The organism is Kitasatospora sp. NPDC056800, assembly GCF_042789775.1.
Classification (GTDB): Bacteria; Actinomycetota; Actinomycetes; order Streptomycetales; family Streptomycetaceae; genus Kitasatospora.
Window position 1 is genome coordinate 1 of the sequence record NZ_JBHUAL010000200.1, and the last position, 18,069, is coordinate 18,069.

General features: G+C 71.8%; 14 protein-coding genes. 4 read left to right on the forward strand and 10 right to left on the reverse strand.

All coding sequences use genetic code 11. The features are described from left to right. Positions 1–38 precede the first annotated feature (38 nt). The 8 genes from rodA to ACFRQN_RS32600 all read right to left on the reverse strand — a co-directional run bounded on the left by rodA (position 39) and on the right by ACFRQN_RS32600 (position 8,966). A complete protein-coding gene (rodA, locus tag ACFRQN_RS32565) occupies positions 39–1,238 on the reverse strand; it encodes a rod shape-determining protein RodA (RefSeq protein ID WP_049658703.1) in 1,200 nt (399 codons plus the stop codon). Beyond that, positions 1,235–3,550: a penicillin-binding protein 2 gene (mrdA, locus tag ACFRQN_RS32570; protein ID WP_380743957.1), complete on the reverse strand. Its 2,316-nt coding sequence runs from the start codon at positions 3,548–3,550 to the stop codon at positions 1,235–1,237. Before mrdA ends, rodA begins: the two co-directional genes overlap by 4 nt. 87 nt (positions 3,551–3,637) lie before the next feature. Beyond that, the gene (mreD, locus tag ACFRQN_RS32575; RefSeq protein WP_380743959.1) at positions 3,638–4,276 is read right to left on the reverse strand and encodes a rod shape-determining protein MreD; all 639 of its coding nucleotides are present in this window, start codon (positions 4,274–4,276) and stop codon (positions 3,638–3,640) included. 3 nt (positions 4,277–4,279) lie between these two features. Continuing rightward, on the reverse strand, positions 4,280–5,227 hold the full coding sequence (gene mreC / locus ACFRQN_RS32580; protein ID WP_380743961.1) for a rod shape-determining protein MreC: 948 nt from the start codon (positions 5,225–5,227) through the stop codon (positions 4,280–4,282). Between the two features lie 115 nt (positions 5,228–5,342). Beyond that, entirely contained in the window at positions 5,343–6,368 is a 1,026-nt protein-coding gene (locus ACFRQN_RS32585) for a rod shape-determining protein (RefSeq protein ID WP_049648984.1), read from the reverse strand. Between the two features lie 332 nt (positions 6,369–6,700). Further along, positions 6,701–7,114 carry a nucleoside-diphosphate kinase gene (gene ndk / locus ACFRQN_RS32590; RefSeq protein WP_049648947.1) on the reverse strand — a complete coding sequence of 138 codons (414 nt, stop codon included), beginning with the start codon at positions 7,112–7,114 and terminating at the stop codon, positions 6,701–6,703. A gap of 108 nt (positions 7,115–7,222) precedes the next feature. Then, on the reverse strand, positions 7,223–7,573 hold the full coding sequence (locus tag ACFRQN_RS32595; protein ID WP_049648948.1) for a DUF4233 domain-containing protein: 351 nt from the start codon (positions 7,571–7,573) through the stop codon (positions 7,223–7,225). A gap of 1 nt (position 7,574) precedes the next feature. Further along, positions 7,575–8,966, reverse strand: a complete 1,392-nt coding sequence (locus ACFRQN_RS32600) for a folylpolyglutamate synthase/dihydrofolate synthase family protein (protein ID WP_079271806.1) — start codon at positions 8,964–8,966, stop codon at positions 7,575–7,577. 184 nt (positions 8,967–9,150) lie between these two features. Here ACFRQN_RS32600 and ACFRQN_RS32605 point away from each other — a divergent pair, with 184 nt between their 5' ends. From ACFRQN_RS32605 to ACFRQN_RS32615, 3 genes are all read left to right on the forward strand, one after another. After that, on the forward strand, positions 9,151–10,584 hold the full coding sequence (locus ACFRQN_RS32605; protein WP_380743963.1) for a glycosyltransferase family 2 protein: 1,434 nt from the start codon (positions 9,151–9,153) through the stop codon (positions 10,582–10,584). Between the two features lie 52 nt (positions 10,585–10,636). Next, on the forward strand, positions 10,637–11,782 hold the full coding sequence (gene wecB, locus ACFRQN_RS32610) for a non-hydrolyzing UDP-N-acetylglucosamine 2-epimerase (protein ID WP_338016237.1): 1,146 nt from the start codon (positions 10,637–10,639) through the stop codon (positions 11,780–11,782). A 165-nt stretch (positions 11,783–11,947) separates the two neighbouring features. Beyond that, positions 11,948–13,483, forward strand: a complete 1,536-nt coding sequence (locus ACFRQN_RS32615) for a chitinase (protein WP_049648949.1) — start codon at positions 11,948–11,950, stop codon at positions 13,481–13,483. A gap of 31 nt (positions 13,484–13,514) precedes the next feature. On the opposite strand, the gene ACFRQN_RS32620 is transcribed toward ACFRQN_RS32615, so the two are convergent. Together ACFRQN_RS32620 and ACFRQN_RS32625 are read right to left on the reverse strand one after the other, a co-directional pair. Next, positions 13,515–14,039 carry a hypothetical protein gene (locus ACFRQN_RS32620; RefSeq protein WP_380743965.1) on the reverse strand — a complete coding sequence of 175 codons (525 nt, stop codon included), beginning with the start codon at positions 14,037–14,039 and terminating at the stop codon, positions 13,515–13,517. 311 nt (positions 14,040–14,350) lie between these two features. Beyond that, a complete protein-coding gene (locus tag ACFRQN_RS32625) occupies positions 14,351–16,990 on the reverse strand; it encodes a valine--tRNA ligase (RefSeq protein ID WP_049648951.1) in 2,640 nt (879 codons plus the stop codon). A gap of 190 nt (positions 16,991–17,180) precedes the next feature. Here ACFRQN_RS32625 and ACFRQN_RS32630 point away from each other — a divergent pair, with 190 nt between their 5' ends. Next, positions 17,181–18,053, forward strand: a complete 873-nt coding sequence (locus tag ACFRQN_RS32630) for a hypothetical protein (RefSeq protein WP_074000686.1) — start codon at positions 17,181–17,183, stop codon at positions 18,051–18,053. Positions 18,054–18,069 lie beyond the last annotated feature (16 nt).

Sequence of the window (18,069 nt, forward strand, 5' to 3'; positions counted from 1 at the left end):
GTCCCGGACCGGCCCCGCCGCCGCACGGCGCGGCGCGCTCAGGCCGCTATCGGCCGCTGGCTCCGCACCGCCTGGAGCAGCCCGATGGCGATCCAGTTGGCGAACATCGACGAGCCGCCGTACGAGACGAACGGCAGCGGGATGCCCGCGACCGGCATGATGCCCAGGCACATCCCTATGTTCTCGAAGGCCTGGAAGGCCATCCAGGCGATGACCCCGGCCGCCACGATCGTCCCGTACAGGTCGGTCGCCTGCCGGGCGATCCGGCAGGCCCGCCAGAGGATCACGCCGACCAGCGCGATGATCGCCAGCGCCCCGACGAAGCCCAGCTCCTCGCCGGCCACGGTGAACACGAAGTCGGTCTGCTGCTCCGGCACGAACTGCCCGACGGTCTGGGTGCCGTGGAACAGCCCCTTGCCGGTCAGCCCGCCCGAGCCGATCGCGATCCGGGCCTGCGCGGTGTTGTAGCCGACGCCGTTCGGGTCCAGCTGCGGGTTGGCGAAGGCTGCGAAGCGGTCGATCTGGTACTGGCTCAACAGCCCGAACTTCCAGATCGCCACGCATCCGGCGGTGCCCGCCACCAGCAGGCCGAGCACCCAGCGGTTCGCCGCGCCGGAGCCGAGCAGGATGCCCAGCACGATGGCGGCCATCACCATCACCGAGCCGGCGTCCGGCATCAACAGCACTATGCACATCGGCACCCCGGCCCAGAGCAGGCCCCGGAACACCGCCCGGTGCGAGGGGAACTCCCGCTCCCCCGCGTCCACCTGGTCCGACAGCACGACGGCCATCGCCAGCACGATCGCGAGCTTCGCGAACTCGGCCGGCTGGATCGAGAAGCCGCCGCCGAGCTGGATCCACGAGTGCGCGCCGTTGATGGTCGAGCCGAGCGGGCTGAGCGTTGCCAGCAGCAGGACGAGCACGCCGACGTACAGGAACGGCACGATCGTGCGGAAGCGCCGGCTCCCTATCGCTATCACCACGGAGCACAGCACCAGCCCGACCACGAAGTTGGTCAGGTGCCGGTACAGGAAGTACTGCGGGTCCCCGTGGGTCAGCGAGTCGCGCCCGCGGGTGGCCGACCAGACCAGCAGCGAGCTGCCGGCCGAGAGGGCGAGGGCGGCCACCAGCAGTATCCAGTCCAGCCGCCAGAGCGGGGAGTCCTTGGACAGCGCCTTGGAGACCCCGCGGCGCTGCGGGGCCAGCCGCAGCTGCCGGTACGAGCCGTAGGAGGTCATGCCCGTCCCCTTCCCGGTCCGCGCGTGGGTTCGAGCGCGGCGTCGGCCGCGGTGTACGACGCCGGACGGTCGGCCGGCGGCGTCCGGTCGAGGAAGGCCGTCGCCGGGGCCGGCTGCGCCGTGGCCGCGTCGAGCAGCGCCGGAGCGGCGGCGACGGCCTGGGCCTGGAGGCCCGGGGCCTGGGCGCCCTGCGCCGCGTCGGCGCCGTACGAGACCGGCTTGATGATCGCGGTGCCGTCCGGGTTGAACTTCGGCAGCTCGGCCTGCGGCGCGGGCAGCAGCGCCTTGCCGCTGTCGATGCCGCCCTTGTCGTCCACGCCGTACAGCGCCTGGTAGATCCGGCGGATGGCGTCGCCGGAGCCGCCGGAGCCGGTGCCGCCCTGGCTTATCGTCATGACGACCGCGTAGTCCTTGCTGTACGTGGTCAGCCAGGAGGTGGTCTGCTTGCCCTCGACCTCGGCGGTGCCGGTCTTGGCGTGCAGCGTGATCTTGTCCTGCGGCCAGCCGTTGAACTTCCAGGCGGCGGTACCGCTCTTGATGACGCTCTCGGTGGCCTGGTTGATGTAGCTGAGCAGCTTCTCGTCGCCGGGGAACTTGGCGTCCTCGTGCGGGGCGATCTCGCGGACGAGGTCCCCGCCCGGGCTTATCACGGCCTTGGCGATGGTCGGCCGGTAGAAGGTGCCGCCGTTGGCGAGCGCCGAGTAGATCCGGGCCATCTGGACCGGGGTGACGAGGGTGTCGCCCTGGCCGATCGCGAAGTTGACGGCGTCACCGGCGCGCATCTGGTAGCCGTCGACGCAGTTCTCCCGGGCGATCTGGTCGGAGTAGCTGTTGCCGCCCTTCTGCCCCTGGGCGCACCAGGCGTCCTTGTTGTTGTCGTAGAAGGACTGCTTCCACTGCCGGTCCGGCACCCGGCCGGTGACCTCGGACGGCAGGTCGATGCCGGTCTTGGCGCCGAGGCCGAACTCGTGGGCGGTCTTGAAGAACCAGTCGCCCGGGTCCTTCTTGGGCTTGATGCCGCCGTCCTTCATCCACTGGTCGTACGCCAGGCCGTAGAAGACGGTGTCGCAGGAGACCTCCAGCGCCTTCTCCAGGGAGATCTGGCCGAAGTTCTCGCTCTCGAAGTTCTTGAACTCGCGGCCGCCGATGGTCATGCTCTTCGGGCAGTCGTAGCGGCCGTCCAGCGAGTAGCCGGCCTGCACGGCGGCGGTGGTGGAGATGACCTTGAAGGTCGAGCCGGGGGCGGACTGACCCTGTATGGCCCGGTTCAGCAGCGGGAAGTTGGAGTCCTTGCTGGTCAGCGACTGGTAGTCCTTGCCGCTGATGCCGCCCACCCAGAGGTTCGGGTCGTAGGTCGGGGCGCTCGCCATCGCGACGATCCGCCCGGTGTGCACGTCCATCACCACGGCGGCGCCGGAGTCGGCCTCGTAGTTGCGGTTGGTGATCTTGTCGAAGGTGTTCCGGGCGTCGTTCATGGCCTGCGCCAGGTTGTCCTCGACTACCTTCTGCACCCGGGCGTCGATGCTGGTGACCAGGTTGTCGCCGGTCTGCGGGGCGACGGTGCCGGCGTTGCCGATCACCCGGCCGAGGTTGTCGACCTCCAGCTTGGTGATGCCCGCGGTGCCGCGCAGGTCGCGGTCGTACACCGACTCCAGGCCGGCCCGCCCGATCTGGTCGGCCGGCAGGTAGCGGTCCAGGCCGCTCTTGCCGGCGGTCTTGCTGACCTCCTCGTCGGTGACCGGCGAGAGGTAGCCGAGCACCTGGGCCATGTTGGCGCCCTCGGCGCCGGTGTAGCGGCGTACGGCGGTGGGCTGCGCGGTGATCCCGGGGAAGTCCTCGCGGCGCTCCATTATCTGCATCGCCTGCTGGGTGGTCGCCTCCTTGGTGACCGGGATCGGCTGGTACGGCGAACCGTTCCAGCAGGGCTGCGGGGTCTTGGCGTCGCAGAGCCGGACCTTCTCCTGCACGTCCTTGGCCGGCATCCCCAGCACCTCGGCCAGCCGGGACAGCACCGCCTTGCCGCCGTCCTTCTGCTGGAGCAGCGAGGTGCGGCTGACCGAGACCACCAGCCGGGTCTCGTTGCCGGCCAGCACCCGCCCGGAGGCGTCCAGGATCTCGCCGCGGACGGCCGGCTCGACCACCTCGCGGATGTGGTTGCCGGTCGCCTTGGCGGTGTACTCCTTGGCGTTGCGGATCTGCAGGTACCACAGCCGTCCGCCGAGGGTGGCGAGCAGCGACAGCACCAGGATCTGCAGCACCACCAGACGGATCGTCACCCGTCGGGTGCGGCCGGTCTCGGGGATGTTGCTCACGTCTCGTGCGCTCCAGGATGCGGGGAGGTCGGGTGGTCGGGGCCGGAGGGCCGGGCGGCCGGGGCCGGGGCCGGGAGGCCGGTCCGGTTACGGGCGGCGGGCGAAGCCCGGCACGCGCCGCTTCTTGTACGACGGGCCCGTCGAGGTGTCGCGGGTGGTGCGGTAGCGGGCCAGCGTGCCCAGGCCGGAGCCGCCCTCGTCGTCGTCCGCGGCGGCCACCGGGTCGCGGCCGAAGCGGCGGCCGAGGTACATCACCAGCGGCACCACGAAGGGGGCCAGCAGCAGGTCGTAGAGCAGGGCGCTGATGACCAGTCCGCCGAGGCCGACGTGCCGGGCCGCGGTGTCGCCGACCAGGGCGCCGACCATCGCGTAGAGCAGGGTGGAGGCGACCGCCGCGGCGCCGACCACGACCAGCGAGCCGGCCACGGACCGCTGGCGGCCGTGGTCCGGGCGCAGCAGCCCGGCGGCGTAGCCCATCAGGCAGAGCACCAGCGCGTAGCGGCCGATGGCGTGGTCGGAGGGCGGCGCGAGGTCGGCCAGCAGGCCCCCCGCGAAGCCGACCAGGCAGCCGCCGGTGGTCCCGTAGACCATGGCCAGGCCGACCACGACGAGCAGCAGTATGTCCGGGGTGGCTCCCGGGAGCTGGAGCCGGCCGAACACGCTGACCTGGAGGATCAGGCCGAACAGGACGAGGCCGGCGGAGACGGGGATGCGGGCGAGGCGCATGGCTCAGTTCCCCCCAGTGGGCTTGGCGGGCGGGGCGGCGGGCGCGGAGGCCGGGACCTGGCCCGGCGCGGCGGCCGGCTGGCCCGCGGCGGGCGCCGGCGGCAGGACGGCGTCGCGCGGGTCGGCGCGCGGCGGCACGACCACCACGCCGACCAGGTCCAGCCGGGTGAACTGGACGAAGGGCTCGACCAGGACGGTCTTGGTCAGCTGGCCGGCGTTGGCCTGGACCTCGACGACCTTGCCGACCGGGACGCCGGGGACGAACGGGCGGCCGCTCTGCGAGCCGAAGGTGACCAGCCGGTCGCCGGCCTTGACCTGGGCCTTGCCGTTGAGCAGGGAGACCTTCATCGGGCTGTCGCCGCCGCCGGAGGCGAAGCCGATCTCGCCGGTGCCCTCCAGCCGGGTGCCGGCCGAGAAGCCGGGGTCGGAGGCGAGCAGCACGGTGGCGGTGGTGGGCGCGACGGTGGTGATCCGGCCGACCAGGCCCTGACCGTTGATCACCGTCATGTCGCGGGTGAGGCCGTCGTCGCTGCCGGCGTCGATGGTGATGGTCCAGGAGAAGCCCTGGGCCGGGCCGATCGCGATGACCTGGGCGGCCTTGACGGTGTAGCCGCCGGCGCCGGCGGTGCGCAGCAGGTCGTCCAGCTGTTTGGTGCGCCCGGTGGCCATGTCGGAGGAGGCGAGCTTCTGCCGGAGTTCGGTGTTCTCGCGGGCGAGCTGGTCGGTGCGGCCGCTGTCGGTGGCCGCGTCGCGGAAGGCGCGGACGGTGTCGGCGACCGGGTCGACGACGGTGGCGGCTCCGCGCTCGACCGGTCCGAGGACGCTGGCGGCGGCGTGCCGGGCGGGCCCGAGCGGGGAGTCCTCACCGCCCTTGATGTCCACGGTGATCAGCGCGAAGGCGACGGCCACCAGCAGGATCAGCAGCAGCCGGCTCTCTCGTGTGTCCCTCACGGTGCTGGTACTGCCCCTTCGTACCTGGCCGCCGCCCGGGGCTGTGGGGCCCGGGCGGCGGCCCGTTCAGTCGAGTGTCTGATGTGACGTGTGGTGCCGGTGGTGCGGCGACCTGTCAACGACGCGGCGAAGCGTCGAGTACCTGCTGGAGCGCCTCGAACTCCTCGACGCACTTGCCGGAGCCGAGCGCGACGGAGTCGAGCGGGTTCTCCGCGATGTGGATCGGCATGCCGGTCTCGCGGCGCAGCCGCTCGTCCAGGCCGCGCAGCAGGGCGCCGCCGCCGGTGAGCACGATGCCCCGGTCCATGACGTCGCCGGCCAGCTCGGGCGGGCACTGGTCGAGGGTGGTCTTGACCGCGTCGATGATCGCGTTGACGGGCTCGTCGATGGCCTCGCGGACCTCGGCGGCGGAGATGACCACGGTCTTGGGCAGACCGCTGACCAGGTCGCGGCCGCGGATCTCGGCGTGCTCGTCCTTCTCGCCCTCCAGGCCGAAGGCGCTGCCGATGCTCATCTTGATCTGCTCGGCACTGCGCTCGCCGAGGAGCAGCGAGTACTCCTTCTTGATGTGCTGGACGATCGCGTTGTCCAGCTCGTCGCCGGCGACCCGGATGGACTGGGCGGTGACGATGCCGCCGAGGGAGATCACGGCGACCTCGGTGGTGCCGCCGCCGATGTCGACGACCATGTTGCCGGTGGCCTCGTGGACGGGCAGGCCGGCGCCGATCGCGGCGGCCATCGGCTCCTCGATGATGTGCACCTGGCGGGCGCCGGCCTGCGAGGAGGCCTCGATGACGGCGCGGCGCTCGACGCCGGTGATGCCGGAGGGCACGCAGACCACGACGCGGGGGCGGGCGAGGTAGCGGCGGCGGTGGATCTTGAGGATGAAGTACCGCAGCATCCGCTCGGTGATCTCGAAGTCGGCGATCACGCCGTCCTTGAGCGGGCGGATGGCGACGATGTTGCCCGGGGTGCGGCCGATCATCTTCTTGGCCTCGGCGCCGACGGCGAGGATGCCGCCGGTGTTGGTGTTCACCGCGACGACGGACGGCTCGTTCAGAACGATGCCCTTGCCCCTGACGTACACCAGCGTATTGGCTGTTCCGAGGTCGATCGCCAAGTCGCGGCCGATGAACGACAGGTTGCTCGCCATGGGGTGTGGGTGCCTTCCCGGGCTCGGAGTTCATGGGGGGGTGGACGAATGCGCGCGTCCACGCGTGGGCGGAGAACAGCTGAGCTGTCTTACCGGGCCCTTGAGTCGCGTCCATCGTAGCCACGCCACTCGGTACGGACGTCGGCGTGGGGCATACCGTCCATTGTCCGGGGCGTGATCGCATCTCCGAGGATTGGGACGCCGTGTCGGCGCCGCCAGTTCCCTATTTCACGATAAGAATGCCCCGGCCGGGCCAATGGTCCCGACCGGGGCGGTACGAACGTCCCCCCGGGCGTGTCGCCCGGGTCCCGCTCGCCGGATCAGGCGTGCGCGGGGAAGAAGATCTTGATCTCGCGCTCGGCGGACTCCGGGGAGTCGGAGGCGTGGATCAGGTTCTCGCGGGTGATCGTCGCGTAGTCGCCGCGGATGGTGCCGGCCCCGGCCTCCAGCGGGTTGGTGGCGCCGGCCAGCATGCGGATGCCCTTGACGACCTCCTCGCCCTCGACGATCAGCGCGATCGACGGGCCGGTGGTCATGAACTCCAGCAGCGGCTCGTAGAACGGGCGGCCCACGTGCTCCGCGTAGTGCTGCTCCAGCGTCGCCCGGTCGAAGGTGCGCAGCTCGATGGCGGCGAACCGCCAGCCGGCCTTGCGCTCGATGCGGCTGATGATCTCGCCGGCCAGGCCGCGGCGGACGGCGTCGGGCTTGAGCAGGACGAGAGTGCGCTGGGACACGGTGCGTCTCCTGGGGATTCGGTTCGGCAGACAGTCGGGTCGACAGGCGGCGCCGACAGGGCAGAGATTACCTTGCGTACACGGCGTGTCGGTCCGCTGGTCCGGGCCTCAGGCCTGTACGGCGGCGGCCTCCGCGGCGGCCCTGGCGGCCTTGAACGCGTCCACCTTGCGGCCGTAGTGCACCGAGCACCACCACAGGCCGGCGAAGACCACGCCGAGCCCGAACATGGTCGGCAGCACGAAGCCGCTGGCGATCAGCCCGATCTGCAGCGCCCAGCCGATCTGCACCGCGCCGGGGCGGTCGATCATGCCGCAGAGCAGGACGCACAGTGCCATCGCGATGCCGCTGACCGTCCAGATCTCCGCGTTGGAGACATCGGTGAGCCGCATCGCGACCAGCGCCGCGAACAGGACCAGCAGCACTTCGCCGATCAGAGTCGAGGAGCAGAGCGTCCTCATGTCACTTCCTCCCGAGCAGCAGGCGGGCCTCGCCCACCGTGATGACCGAACCGGTGACCAGCACCCCGGCGCCGCCGAGGTCGCCCTCCTCCTCGGCGAGGCTGACGGCGGCGGCGATGGCGTCGTCGAGCCGGGGCTCGACCTGCACGCGGTCCTCGCCGAAGATCTCGACGGCGAGGGCGGCGAGCGCGTCGACGTCCATCGCGCGGTGGGTGGAGTTCTGGGTGATGACGACCTCGGCCAGGATCGGCTCGAAGGCCTCCAGCACGCCGGCCACGTCCTTGTCCCCGGAGGTGCCGATCACGCCGACGAGCCGGGTGAAGCCGAAGGACTCGGTGAGCGCGGCCACGGTGGCGCGGGCGCCGTGCGGGTTGTGCGCGGCGTCCAGGACGATCGTGGGGCTGCGGCGGACGACCTCCAGGCGGCCCGGCGAGGAGACGCCGGAGAAGCCCTGGCGGACCTTGTCCACGTCCAGCTGCCCGCCGCGCGCGCCGCCGACGCCGAAGAAGGCCTCGACCGCGGCCAGGGCGAGGGCCGCGTTGTGCGCCTGGTACTCGCCGTGCAGCGGGATGAAGACGTCCTCGTACTCCTCGCCGCCGAGTCCGCGCAGCGTCACCAGCTGGCCGCCGACGGCGAGTTCGCGGCGGATCACGCCGAACTCCATGCCCTCGCGGGCGACCGTGGCGTCCACCTCGACGGCGCGGCGCAGGATGTTCTGGGCGGCGTCCAGCTGCTGCTGGGCGACGACGGCGACGGCGCCGGACTTGATGATCCCGGACTTCTCGACCGCGATCTCGCCGGTGGTCTCACCGAGCTTGTCGGTGTGGTCCAGCCCGATCGGGGTGATCACGGCGACGGCGGAGTCGATGACGTTGGTGGCGTCCCAGGAGCCGCCCATGCCGACCTCGACCACGCCGACGTCCACCGGGGCGTCGGCGAAGGCCGCGTAGGCCATGCCGGTCAGCACCTCGAAGAAGGACATCGGCACCGGCTGCGCCGCGTCGACCATCTGCACGTAGGGCTCGATGTCGCGGTAGACCTCGACGAAGCGCTCGGGGGTGATCGGGGCGCCGTCCAGGGTGATCCGCTCGGTGACGGACTCCACGTGCGGGCTGGTGTAGCGGCCGGTGCGCAGCTCGAAGGTGTTGAGCAGCTGCTCGATCATCCGGGCGGTGGAGGTCTTGCCGTTGGTGCCGGTGATGTGGATGGACGGGAAGGACCGCTGGGGCTGGCCCAGGATGTCCATCAGCGCCTCGATCCGGTCGAGCGAGGGCTCCAGTTTGTTCTCCGGCCAGCGCTTGGAGAGCTCCACCTCGACGTCGCGCAGGGCGTCGCCGGTGCCGCCGTCGGCGGGGCGGATGGTGTACGGGTTCGGGTCGGCCTTGTCGCTCACGTCCACAGTCTACGGAGCGCTGGCGGGTCCTCCTCACGGGGTGAGAACGACCACTTTGCCCGCTCTTTCCCATGATCAGCTAATTTCCTCCCTTTACTATTGATTTAGCGATTTGAACCGCAATGAAGCATCGATTCGCAACCGATAGGAGCCTTCGGCCTTTGATCACTGGGAGCGCTGCGCCATGCCCGACGCCCTGCACGAGTGGATCGTGCTTCGCCAGGACGCCGTCGTCTGGGTCGCCGGACTGATCTCCCTGGCGCTCGTCGGCTACATGGCCCTCGTCTTCGGACGCTTCCTCGTGTACTGGGCCGGCTCCCGCCACGCCTTCCGGCACGGCCGCCCCGCCGAGCCCGGCGACCCCGCCGCCTTCCGGTGGCACCTGGTGATCCCCTGCCGCGACGAGGAGGCCGTGGTCACCCAGACCCTGGACGGCCTGCGGACCAGCGCGCCCGAGGCCCATCTGTGGGTGATCGACGACGACAGCGAGGACGCCACCCGCGAGCTGGTCCTCGCCGCCGCGGCCCGCGACCCGCGGATCCACCTGGTCCAGCGCCGCCGCCCGCACGCCCGGATCGGCAAGGGCGCCGCCCTCAACGCCGCCTACCGGGAGATCTCCGCCCGGCTGCCCGAGGGCACCGACCGCTCCCGGGTGGTGATCGGCGTGGTCGACGCCGACGGGCAGCTCGACCCCGGCACCCTCGCCCGGGTCTGCAACCCCAAGGCCCTCGGCCGGCCCGACACCGGCGCCGTCCAGATCGGCGTCCGGATGCGCAACGCCGACGACGAGCTCCCGCTGCCCGGCCGGGGCCGGCTCGCCAACGCCCTGGCCCGCGCGCTGGTGCGGATGCAGGACGTCGAGTTCCAGGCCACCAACACCGGCATGCAGCTGCTGCGCCGCCGCACCGGCAGCGTCGGCCTCGGCGGCAACGGCCAGTTCGTCCGGCTCACCGCCCTCGACTCGCTCACCGCCGAGGAGGGCCGGGCCGGCCGGCCCTGGCCGGAGCGCGCCCTGCTGGAGGACTACGAGTCCGGCCTCGACCTGCGCCTGGCCGGCTGGCGGCTCACCCACGTCACCGAGGCCCAGGTCTCCCAGGAGGGCCTGATCTCGCCGCGCCGCTTCCTCACCCAGCGCACCCGCTGGGCCCAGGGCAACATGCAGTGCCTGCGCTACACCGGCCGGGTGCTGCGCTCCCCGCACTACACCGCGACCGGCAAGGCCGAGGTGCTGTACACCTTCCTCCAGCCGGTGGTCTGCGTGCTGCTGGTGCTGCTCTTCCCCGTCTCGCTCGGGATCACCGGCGCCGGGCTGGTGCTCTTCCCGGAGGAGACCGCCGAGTTCCAGCTCCGGTTCGGCCCGTGGATGCTGCTCGCCTTCGTGCTCGCCACACTGCCGATGGTGTTCTGGGGCTTCGCCTACCGCCGGGCCGTCCACCCCGACCGCGGCCGGCTCACCGGGCTGCTCTGGGGCGTCCTGGTCTGGCTCTACGCCTACCACCTGTTCGTGGTCGCCACCCGGGCCGCGGTCCGGATGCTGCTCGGCCGCAACGGCTGGGCCAAGACCCGCCGCAACGCCGAGAAGACCGCCCTCGGCGCCCCCACCGCGCTCGAGTCCTGAGCCCGCCCCTCCCCCTTCGCGCCGCCCCTCCCCCACGCCACCGGAGCCCCGCATGAGCATGTGCCTGCCCCCGTCCAGCGTCGCCGTCGTCCTCGGCACCCGCCCCGAGCTGGTCAAGCTCGCCCCGCTGATCCACGAACTCGGCGACGCCACCCGGCTGGTGCACACCGGCCAGCACTGGGACGAGGCGATGTCCGGCCGCTTCCTGCGCGACCTGGACCTGCCCCGGCCGGAGCTGCTCACCGGGGTCGGCGGCCGCCCCCGGGCCGGTCAGATCGCCCAGTCCCTCGGCCAGTTGGACGCCGCCTTCGCCGAGGACCGCCCCGCCGCCGTGGTCGTCCAGGGCGACACCAACGCCACCCTGGCCGGGGCGCTGGCCGCCAACGCCCGGGAGATCCCGCTGGTCCACGTCGAGGCCGGGCTGCGCAGCTTCGACCGGGCGATGCCCGAGGAGCACAACCGGGTGATGGTCGACCACGTCTCCGACCTGCTCTGCGCCGCCACCGGGGAGAACGTCGCCAACCTGCGCGCCGAGTCGCTGGCCGAGGACCGGATCGAGCTCACCGGCAACACCGTCGTCGAGGTGGTCCGCCGTCAGCTGCCGGACGGGGCCGCCCGCGCCGCGCTGCTCGCCGCGCACGGCCTGCGCCCGGACGCGTATGTGCTGGCCACCGTGCACCGCCCGGAGAACACCGACACCGCCGAGGCGCTCGGCGCGGTGCTCGCCGAGCTGGACCGGATCGCCCGGGCCGGCACCCCCGTGCTGTTCCCGATGCACCCGCGCACCCGGGCCGCCGTCGAACGCTTCGGCCTGGACGGCCTGCTGGAGCGCCTCGCCGTCACCGGCCCGGTCGGCTACGGCGACTTCCTGGGCCTGGCGTGCCACGCGGCGCTGCTGGTCTCCGACTCCGGCGGCGTGCAGGAGGAGTGCACCGTGCTCGGCCGCCCACTGCTGGTGGTGCGCCGCTCCACCGAGCGTCCGGAGGCGGTGGCGGCCGGCTTCGCCGCGCTGGTGCGGCCCGGCGAGGAGCTGGGCACCCTGGCCCGCGCCTGGCTCTCCGACACCCCCGAGCGGCTCGCCCGGCTGGCGGCCACCCCGAGCCCGTACGGCGACGGCCTGGCCTCGGCCCGGATCGCCGCGCTGACCGCGGCACTCGCCGACCCGGCCGGCCGGCAGGCCTTGCCTTCAGCCGCCTAGGTCCTCTTGACAGCAGAATTGGTCTACTCCACCTTGTGAGGCAAGTCTCCGTTCCCGACCGGGACTTGAGTTGTCGGTAGCTCCCGCACGCGCACCATCGACACCCCGGACGGCGCTCCTCCCCCACGAGGCGCCCGCCGGGCCTCCCCCACTGGAGACGGAGTCATGCCACCTGCCCGACACCGGCGCCCGCGCGCCGTCCACTCCCTGCTCGCCGGAGCGAGCGCCCTGGTCATCGGCCTGGGCGGACTCGTCCTGGCCGGCGGCACCGGCGCCCACGCCGCCGACACCGACCTGATCGTCAACGGCGGCTTCGAGACCGGGAACCTGTCCGGCTGGACCTGTTCGAGCGGTACGGTCCAGCGCACCACCGTCCACTCCGGCACGTACGCCCTGCAGTCCACCCCGGCCGGGAGCGACACCGGCGAGTGCACCCAGACCGTCCAGGTGAAGCCCTCCTCCGCGTACACCCTGAGCTCCTGGGTGCAGGGCTCGTACGTCTACCTGGGCGCCCGCGGCACCGGCGGCACCGATCCGAGCACCTGGACCCCCGGCGCCGGCGGCTGGACCCAGCTGACCACGAGCTTCACCACCGGCCCGAACACCACCAGCGTCACCGTCTACCTGCACGGCTGGTACGGGCAGCCGGCCTTCGCCGCCGACGACGTCTCGCTGCTCGGCCCCGGCGGACCGCAGCCGTCACCGAGCCCGACGGCCACCGCCACCTCCACCGCCTCGCCGAGTCCGACGGCCACCCCCACGGACAGCGGCACGCCCACCCCCACCTCCACCGGCAAGCCGCCGGACCTGCCCAAGCACATCCTCACCGGCTACTGGCAGAACTTCGACAACGGCGCCACCGTCCAGCGGATCAGCGACGTCCCGGCCGCCTACGACATCATCGCGGTCTCCTTCGCGGACGCCACCGCCACCCGCGGCGGCCTGAGCTTCACCCTCGACCCGGCGCTCTCCTCCCGCCTCGGCGGCTACACCGACGCCCAGTTCAAGGCCGACATCGCGGCCAAGCGGGCGGCCGGGAAGCGGGTGGTGCTCTCCATCGGCGGCCAGAACGGCACGGTCTGGGTGGGCGATTCCGCCTCCGCCGCGACCTTCACAAGCACCGCCTGGGCGCTGATGCAGAGCTACGGCTTCGACGGGATCGACATCGACCTGGAGAACGGCATCAGTTCCACCTACATGGGCCAGGCGCTGCACGCCCTGGCGGCGAAGGCGGGGAGCGGATTCATCCTCACCATGGCGCCGCAGACGATCGACATGCAGTCGACCGGCATGGAGTACTTCAAGCTGGCGCTGAACGTGAAGGACATCCTCACCATCGTCAACATGCAGTACTACAACTCCGGCGCGATGAACGGCTGCGACGGGAACGTTTACTCCCAGGGCACCGAGAACTTCCTCACCGCGCTGGCCTGCATCCAGCTCAAGGGCGGGCTGCGGCCCGACCAGGTGGGCCTCGGGGTGCCGGCCTCCACCAGCGCCGCGGGCGGCGGGTACCTCGCCGCCGGCACCGTCAACAACGCGCTGGACTGCCTGGCCTCCGGCACCAACTGCGGCAGCTACAAGCCGGACACCACCTGGCCGGGCATCGGCGGCGCGATGACCTGGTCGACCAACTGGGACGCCAAGGCGGGCAACCCGGTGGCCGGCACCATCGGCTCGCACCTGCACGCCATGCCGTAACCGGCCCGGCCGGCCTGCCGGAGGCCCGGGTTCAGACCCCGGCCCGGGCCTCCGGGACGTGCGCGGTGCCGCCGTGCCGACGGCGCAACTCGGCCGTGATCTCGGCCAGTTCACCGTCGGGCAGCAGCGGCAGCATCATCGCGACGCCCTGCAGCAGACCACCGAGCAGGAAGGTGGTGTCGGGCGTCGCGGCCACCAGGCCGCGGACCTCGGCCACCTCGCCGGCCGCCACCGCCTCGATCAGCTGGGCCGCGTTCGCGGTCTCCTCGTCCACCGCGACCCCGCCGGTGTCCTCCGGGGCGCGCCGGGCCATCGCCCGCAGCACCCGGTCGCCGACCTCAGGGGCGTACGCCTTGCGGACGGCCTCGGCGGCGATCCAGGCGAGCAGGGTGGTCACCTCGCGCTCGGCGTGCTCGGCGAACAGCAGGTCCAGCTCGTGGTCGAACGCGATCTGGTTGCCGTGCCGGAACGCGAGCAGCAGGGTCGCCGCCCTGGCCTTGGCCTCCTCGACCGCCTCCAGAGGCAGTTCGTCGGCCAACTCCTCGGTCACCACCACGCCATGCCCTCCCGTCCGTCGCTCAGCAGGAACGCTCAGCGGAAACGCCCATTCGGAAACTCCGTGCACACGGTACACAGCGGACCTGCAAACTTCCGCGAACCCGCGCGGGCAAGACCGGAATCAATTCGCTCGGAATAGGACCTCACCCGGTCGCAGGATGATAATTCGCCGGAAGGGAGCAATGTTCCTGGGCTATTTGGTGTAAGGAAAGCGGCCGGGGAAGCCGAACCGGAACCGGAACCCGGAAAACGCCGAGGGGCCGCACCCCGCGCGTCGCGGAGTACGGCCCCTTCGGCGGGGACGGGCGGTCAGCCCTGCGGCAGCGCCGCGAGCTGGGCGGTGATCCGGGCGATGTCGGCCTCGGCGGCCTCCTGGCGGCCCCGGATCTTGGCGACCACCTCGTCCGGCGCCTTGGCGAGGAACGCCTCGTTGCCGAGCTTGGCGGTGGTCTGGGCCTTCTCCTTCTCGGCGGCCGCGAGGTCCTTGGCCAGGCGCTTGCGCTCGGCCGCGACGTCGATGGTGCCGGAGAGGTCCAGCGACACGGTGGCACCGGCCACCGGCAGCGAGGCGGTGGCCGCGAAGCCCTCCTCGGGCGCGGTCAGCCGCAGCAGCGAGCGGATCGCGTCCTCGTGGACGGCCAGCACGGTGCCGGCCAGCTCCAGCCGGGCCGGGACGCGCTGCGCGGGCTGCAGGCCCTGGTCCGAACGGAACCGGCGGACCTCGGTGACCACCTGCTGCAGCGTGGCGATCTCCGACTCGGCGGCCGCGTCACGGTAGCCGCTGTCCTTCGGCCACTCGGTCACGACCAGCGACTCGGCGCCGGTGAGCGCCGTCCACAGCGCCTCGGTGACGAACGGGACGACCGGGTGCAGCAGCCGCAGGGTGACGTCCAGGACCTCGCCCAGCACCCGGCGCGAGGCGTCCGCCTGCGGACCGCCCTTGGCCAGGGTGGTCTTGGAGAGCTCGACGTACCAGTCGAAGACCTCGTCCCAGGCGAAGTGGTACAGCGCGTCCGTGGCCTTGGCGAACTGGTAGTCCTCGTACAGCCCGTCCACCTCGGCGACGGTGGCGTTCAGCCGCGACAGGATCCAGCGGTCGACCGCGGTCAGCTCCTCCGGCGCGGGCAGCGGGCCCTCGACGGTGGCGCCGTTCATCAGCGCGAAGCGGGTCGCGTTCCAGATCTTGTTGCAGAAGTTGCGCGAGCCCTTGACCCAGTCCTCGCCGATCGGCACGTCGGCGCCCGGGTTGGCGCCGCGGGCCAGGGTGAAGCGGACGGCGTCGGCGCCGTAGGCGTCCATCCAGTCCAGCGGGTCGACCGCGGTGCCGGAGGACTTCGACATCTTCTTGCCGAACTCGTCGCGCACCAGGCCGGTCAGGGCGACGGTCTTGAACGGCGCCTCGCCGTCCATCGCGTACAGGCCGAACATCATCATCCGGGCGACCCAGAAGAAGATGATGTCGTGGCCCGTCACCAGGACGTCGGTCGGGTAGAACTTCTCCAGGTCGGCGGTCTTCTCCGGCCAGCCGAGCGTGGAGAACGGCCACAGGCCGGAGGAGAACCAGGTGTCCAGGACGTCCGGGTCCTGGTGCCAGCCCTCGCCGGTCGGCGGCTGCTCGTCCGGTCCGACGCAGACGACCTCGCCGTCCGGGCCGTACCAGACCGGGATCCGGTGGCCCCACCACAGCTGGCGCGAGATGCACCAGTCGTACATGTTGTCGACCCAGTCGAAGTAGCGGCGCTCCAGCTCCTTCGGGTGGATCTCCACCTTGCCGTCGCGGACGGCGTCGCCGGCGGCCTTGGCCAGCGGCTCGACCTTGACCCACCACTGCAGCGACAGCCGCGGCTCGACCACGGTGTGGCAGCGCGAGCAGTGGCCGACCGCGTGCATGTACGGACGCTTCTCGGCGACGATCCGGCCCTGCTCGCGCAGCGCGCCGACGACGGCCGAACGGGCCTCCAGCCGGTCCATGCCGAGGAAGGGACCGTGCACGGTGATCGCACCGCACTCGTCCATGACGGACAGGTTGGGCAGGTCGTGGCGCTGGCCGATGGCGAAGTCGTTCGGGTCGTGCGCGGGCGTCACCTTGACGGCGCCGGTGCCGAACTCCGGGTCGACGTGCTCGTCGGCGACGACCGGGATCTCACGGTCGGTCAGCGGCAGCTTGATGGTCCGGCCGACGAGGTGCTTGTAGCGCTCGTCCTCCGGGTGGACGGCCACCGCGGTGTCGCCCAGCATCGTCTCGGCCCGGGTGGTGGCCACGACGATCGAGTCGTCGCCCTCGCCGTAGCGGATCGAGACCAGCTCGCCCGGGGTGTCCTCGTGCTCCACCTCGATGTCGGACAGCGCGGTGAGGCAGCGCGGGCACCAGTTGATGATGCGCTCGGCGCGGTAGATCAGGCCGTCGTCGAAGAGCCGCTTGAAGATGGTCTGGACGGCCTGGGACAGGCCCTCGTCCATGGTGAAGCGCTCGCGCGACCAGTCCACGCCGTCGCCGAGCCGGCGCATCTGGCCGAGGATGCGGCCGCCGTAGCTCTTCTTCCACTCCCAGACCTTCTCGACGAAGGCCTCGCGGCCCAGGTCGTGCCGGGACAGGCCCTCCTCGGCGAGCTGCTGCTCGACCTTGTTCTGGGTGGCGATGCCGGCGTGGTCCATGCCGGGCAGCCAGAGCGTCTCGAAGCCCTGCATGCGCTTGCGGCGGGTCAGCGCGTCCATCAGCGTGTGCTGGAAGGCGTGGCCCAGGTGCAGGACGCCGGTGACGTTCGGCGGGGGGATGACGATGGTGTACGCGGGCTTGTCGCTCTTCGCGTCCGCGGTGAAGTAGCCACGGTCTACCCAGCGCTCGTACAGCTCGCCCTCTACGTCCGCGGGGGTGTAGGTCGTCGGGAGGGTCGCTGCTTCGTCCCCGGCAAAGGTGCTCACGGGGCGCTGGTTCGTCGTGTCGGTCACGACGCACAGTTTACGTAACCGGGGGGTGGGTCACGAACCGCTTTCCGGTCCGCGGCCCGGGCGCGGACCGGACGGGTCCCGGCCCGGCGCCGTGCGGTAGCGTGCCCGGGCACTCGTCCGGTGGACCGGACGGGCACGGACGACCGGACAGACGACAGGCCGCGGGTGCGGCGGGGGAGCACGGACGCAGATGTACGGCCAGGGACAGCAGTACCCGCAGGGACAGCCGCAGCCGTACGGGGGTCAGCCGCCGTACGGCCCGCCGCCGCAGCAGCCGTACGGCGCGCCCCCGCCCCCGCCCGCGTACGGCCGGCCGCAGTACGGCCAGCCCCAGCCGCAGCCCCCGTACGGCCAACCGCAGTACGGCCAGCCCCCGCAGCAGCCGTACGGCGTGCCTCCGCAGGCCCCGTACGGCCAGCCGGGCTACCCGCAGCAGCCGGAGCAGCGCAAGGGCAGGGGCGGTCTGGTGATCGGGCTGGTGGTCGGCGCCCTGGTGCTGGGCGGCGGCGGCTTCGCCGCCTGGAAGTTCCTCGGCGGGAGCGACCAGGGCGGCCGGTACCGGATGTCCGCCCCGGACACCATCCCGGACGGCTACTCCCAGAAGTCGGCCGAGGACAAGGCCGTCGACCCGAACAAGCCGGAGGCGGCGGACTTCGGCAAGGACCTCCACGTGATCGCGGCCAGCTACAGCCGGGGCACCGACCTCGACACCTTCTCGGTGCTCGGCGTCTACGGGAAGCTCAACGACCCCGGGAAGATCATCGCGGACGCCAAGAAGAGCACCGGCGACGACGACGTCACCTGGACCACCCCGCTGACCGACTTCCCGGCCCGCGACTCCAGGAACTCCTCCGCGAAGCTCTCCTGCGGCGTGGCCGGGATCGCGGGCAAGCCCGGTCCGACGGTCTGCGTGTGGGCGGACAGGTCCACCACCGGCCGGGTCACCTTCAGCAGGATGAACGTGAACAGCCACGGCCAGCTCACCGGCGGCCAGGAGACCACCCTGACCCAGGCGGCCGACCAGACCAGGGCGATCCGCGACGCCATGGTCGTCGCCAAGTAGCGCGCACCACGAGGAG

Coding starts and splice junctions, on each gene's coding strand:
- rodA (WP_049658703.1), bottom strand. CDS start 1,238: ATGACCTCCTACGGCTCGTACCGGCAGCTGCGGCTGGCCCCGCAGCGC.
- mreD (WP_380743959.1), bottom strand. CDS start 4,276: ATGCGCCTCGCCCGCATCCCCGTCTCCGCCGGCCTCGTCCTGTTCGGC.
- ACFRQN_RS32595 (WP_049648948.1), bottom strand. CDS start 7,573: ATGAGGACGCTCTGCTCCTCGACTCTGATCGGCGAAGTGCTGCTGGTC.
- ACFRQN_RS32605 (WP_380743963.1), top strand. CDS start 9,151: ATGCCCGACGCCCTGCACGAGTGGATCGTGCTTCGCCAGGACGCCGTC.
- wecB (WP_338016237.1), top strand. CDS start 10,637: ATGAGCATGTGCCTGCCCCCGTCCAGCGTCGCCGTCGTCCTCGGCACC.
- ACFRQN_RS32615 (WP_049648949.1), top strand. CDS start 11,948: ATGCCACCTGCCCGACACCGGCGCCCGCGCGCCGTCCACTCCCTGCTC.
- ACFRQN_RS32630 (WP_074000686.1), top strand. CDS start 17,181: ATGTACGGCCAGGGACAGCAGTACCCGCAGGGACAGCCGCAGCCGTAC.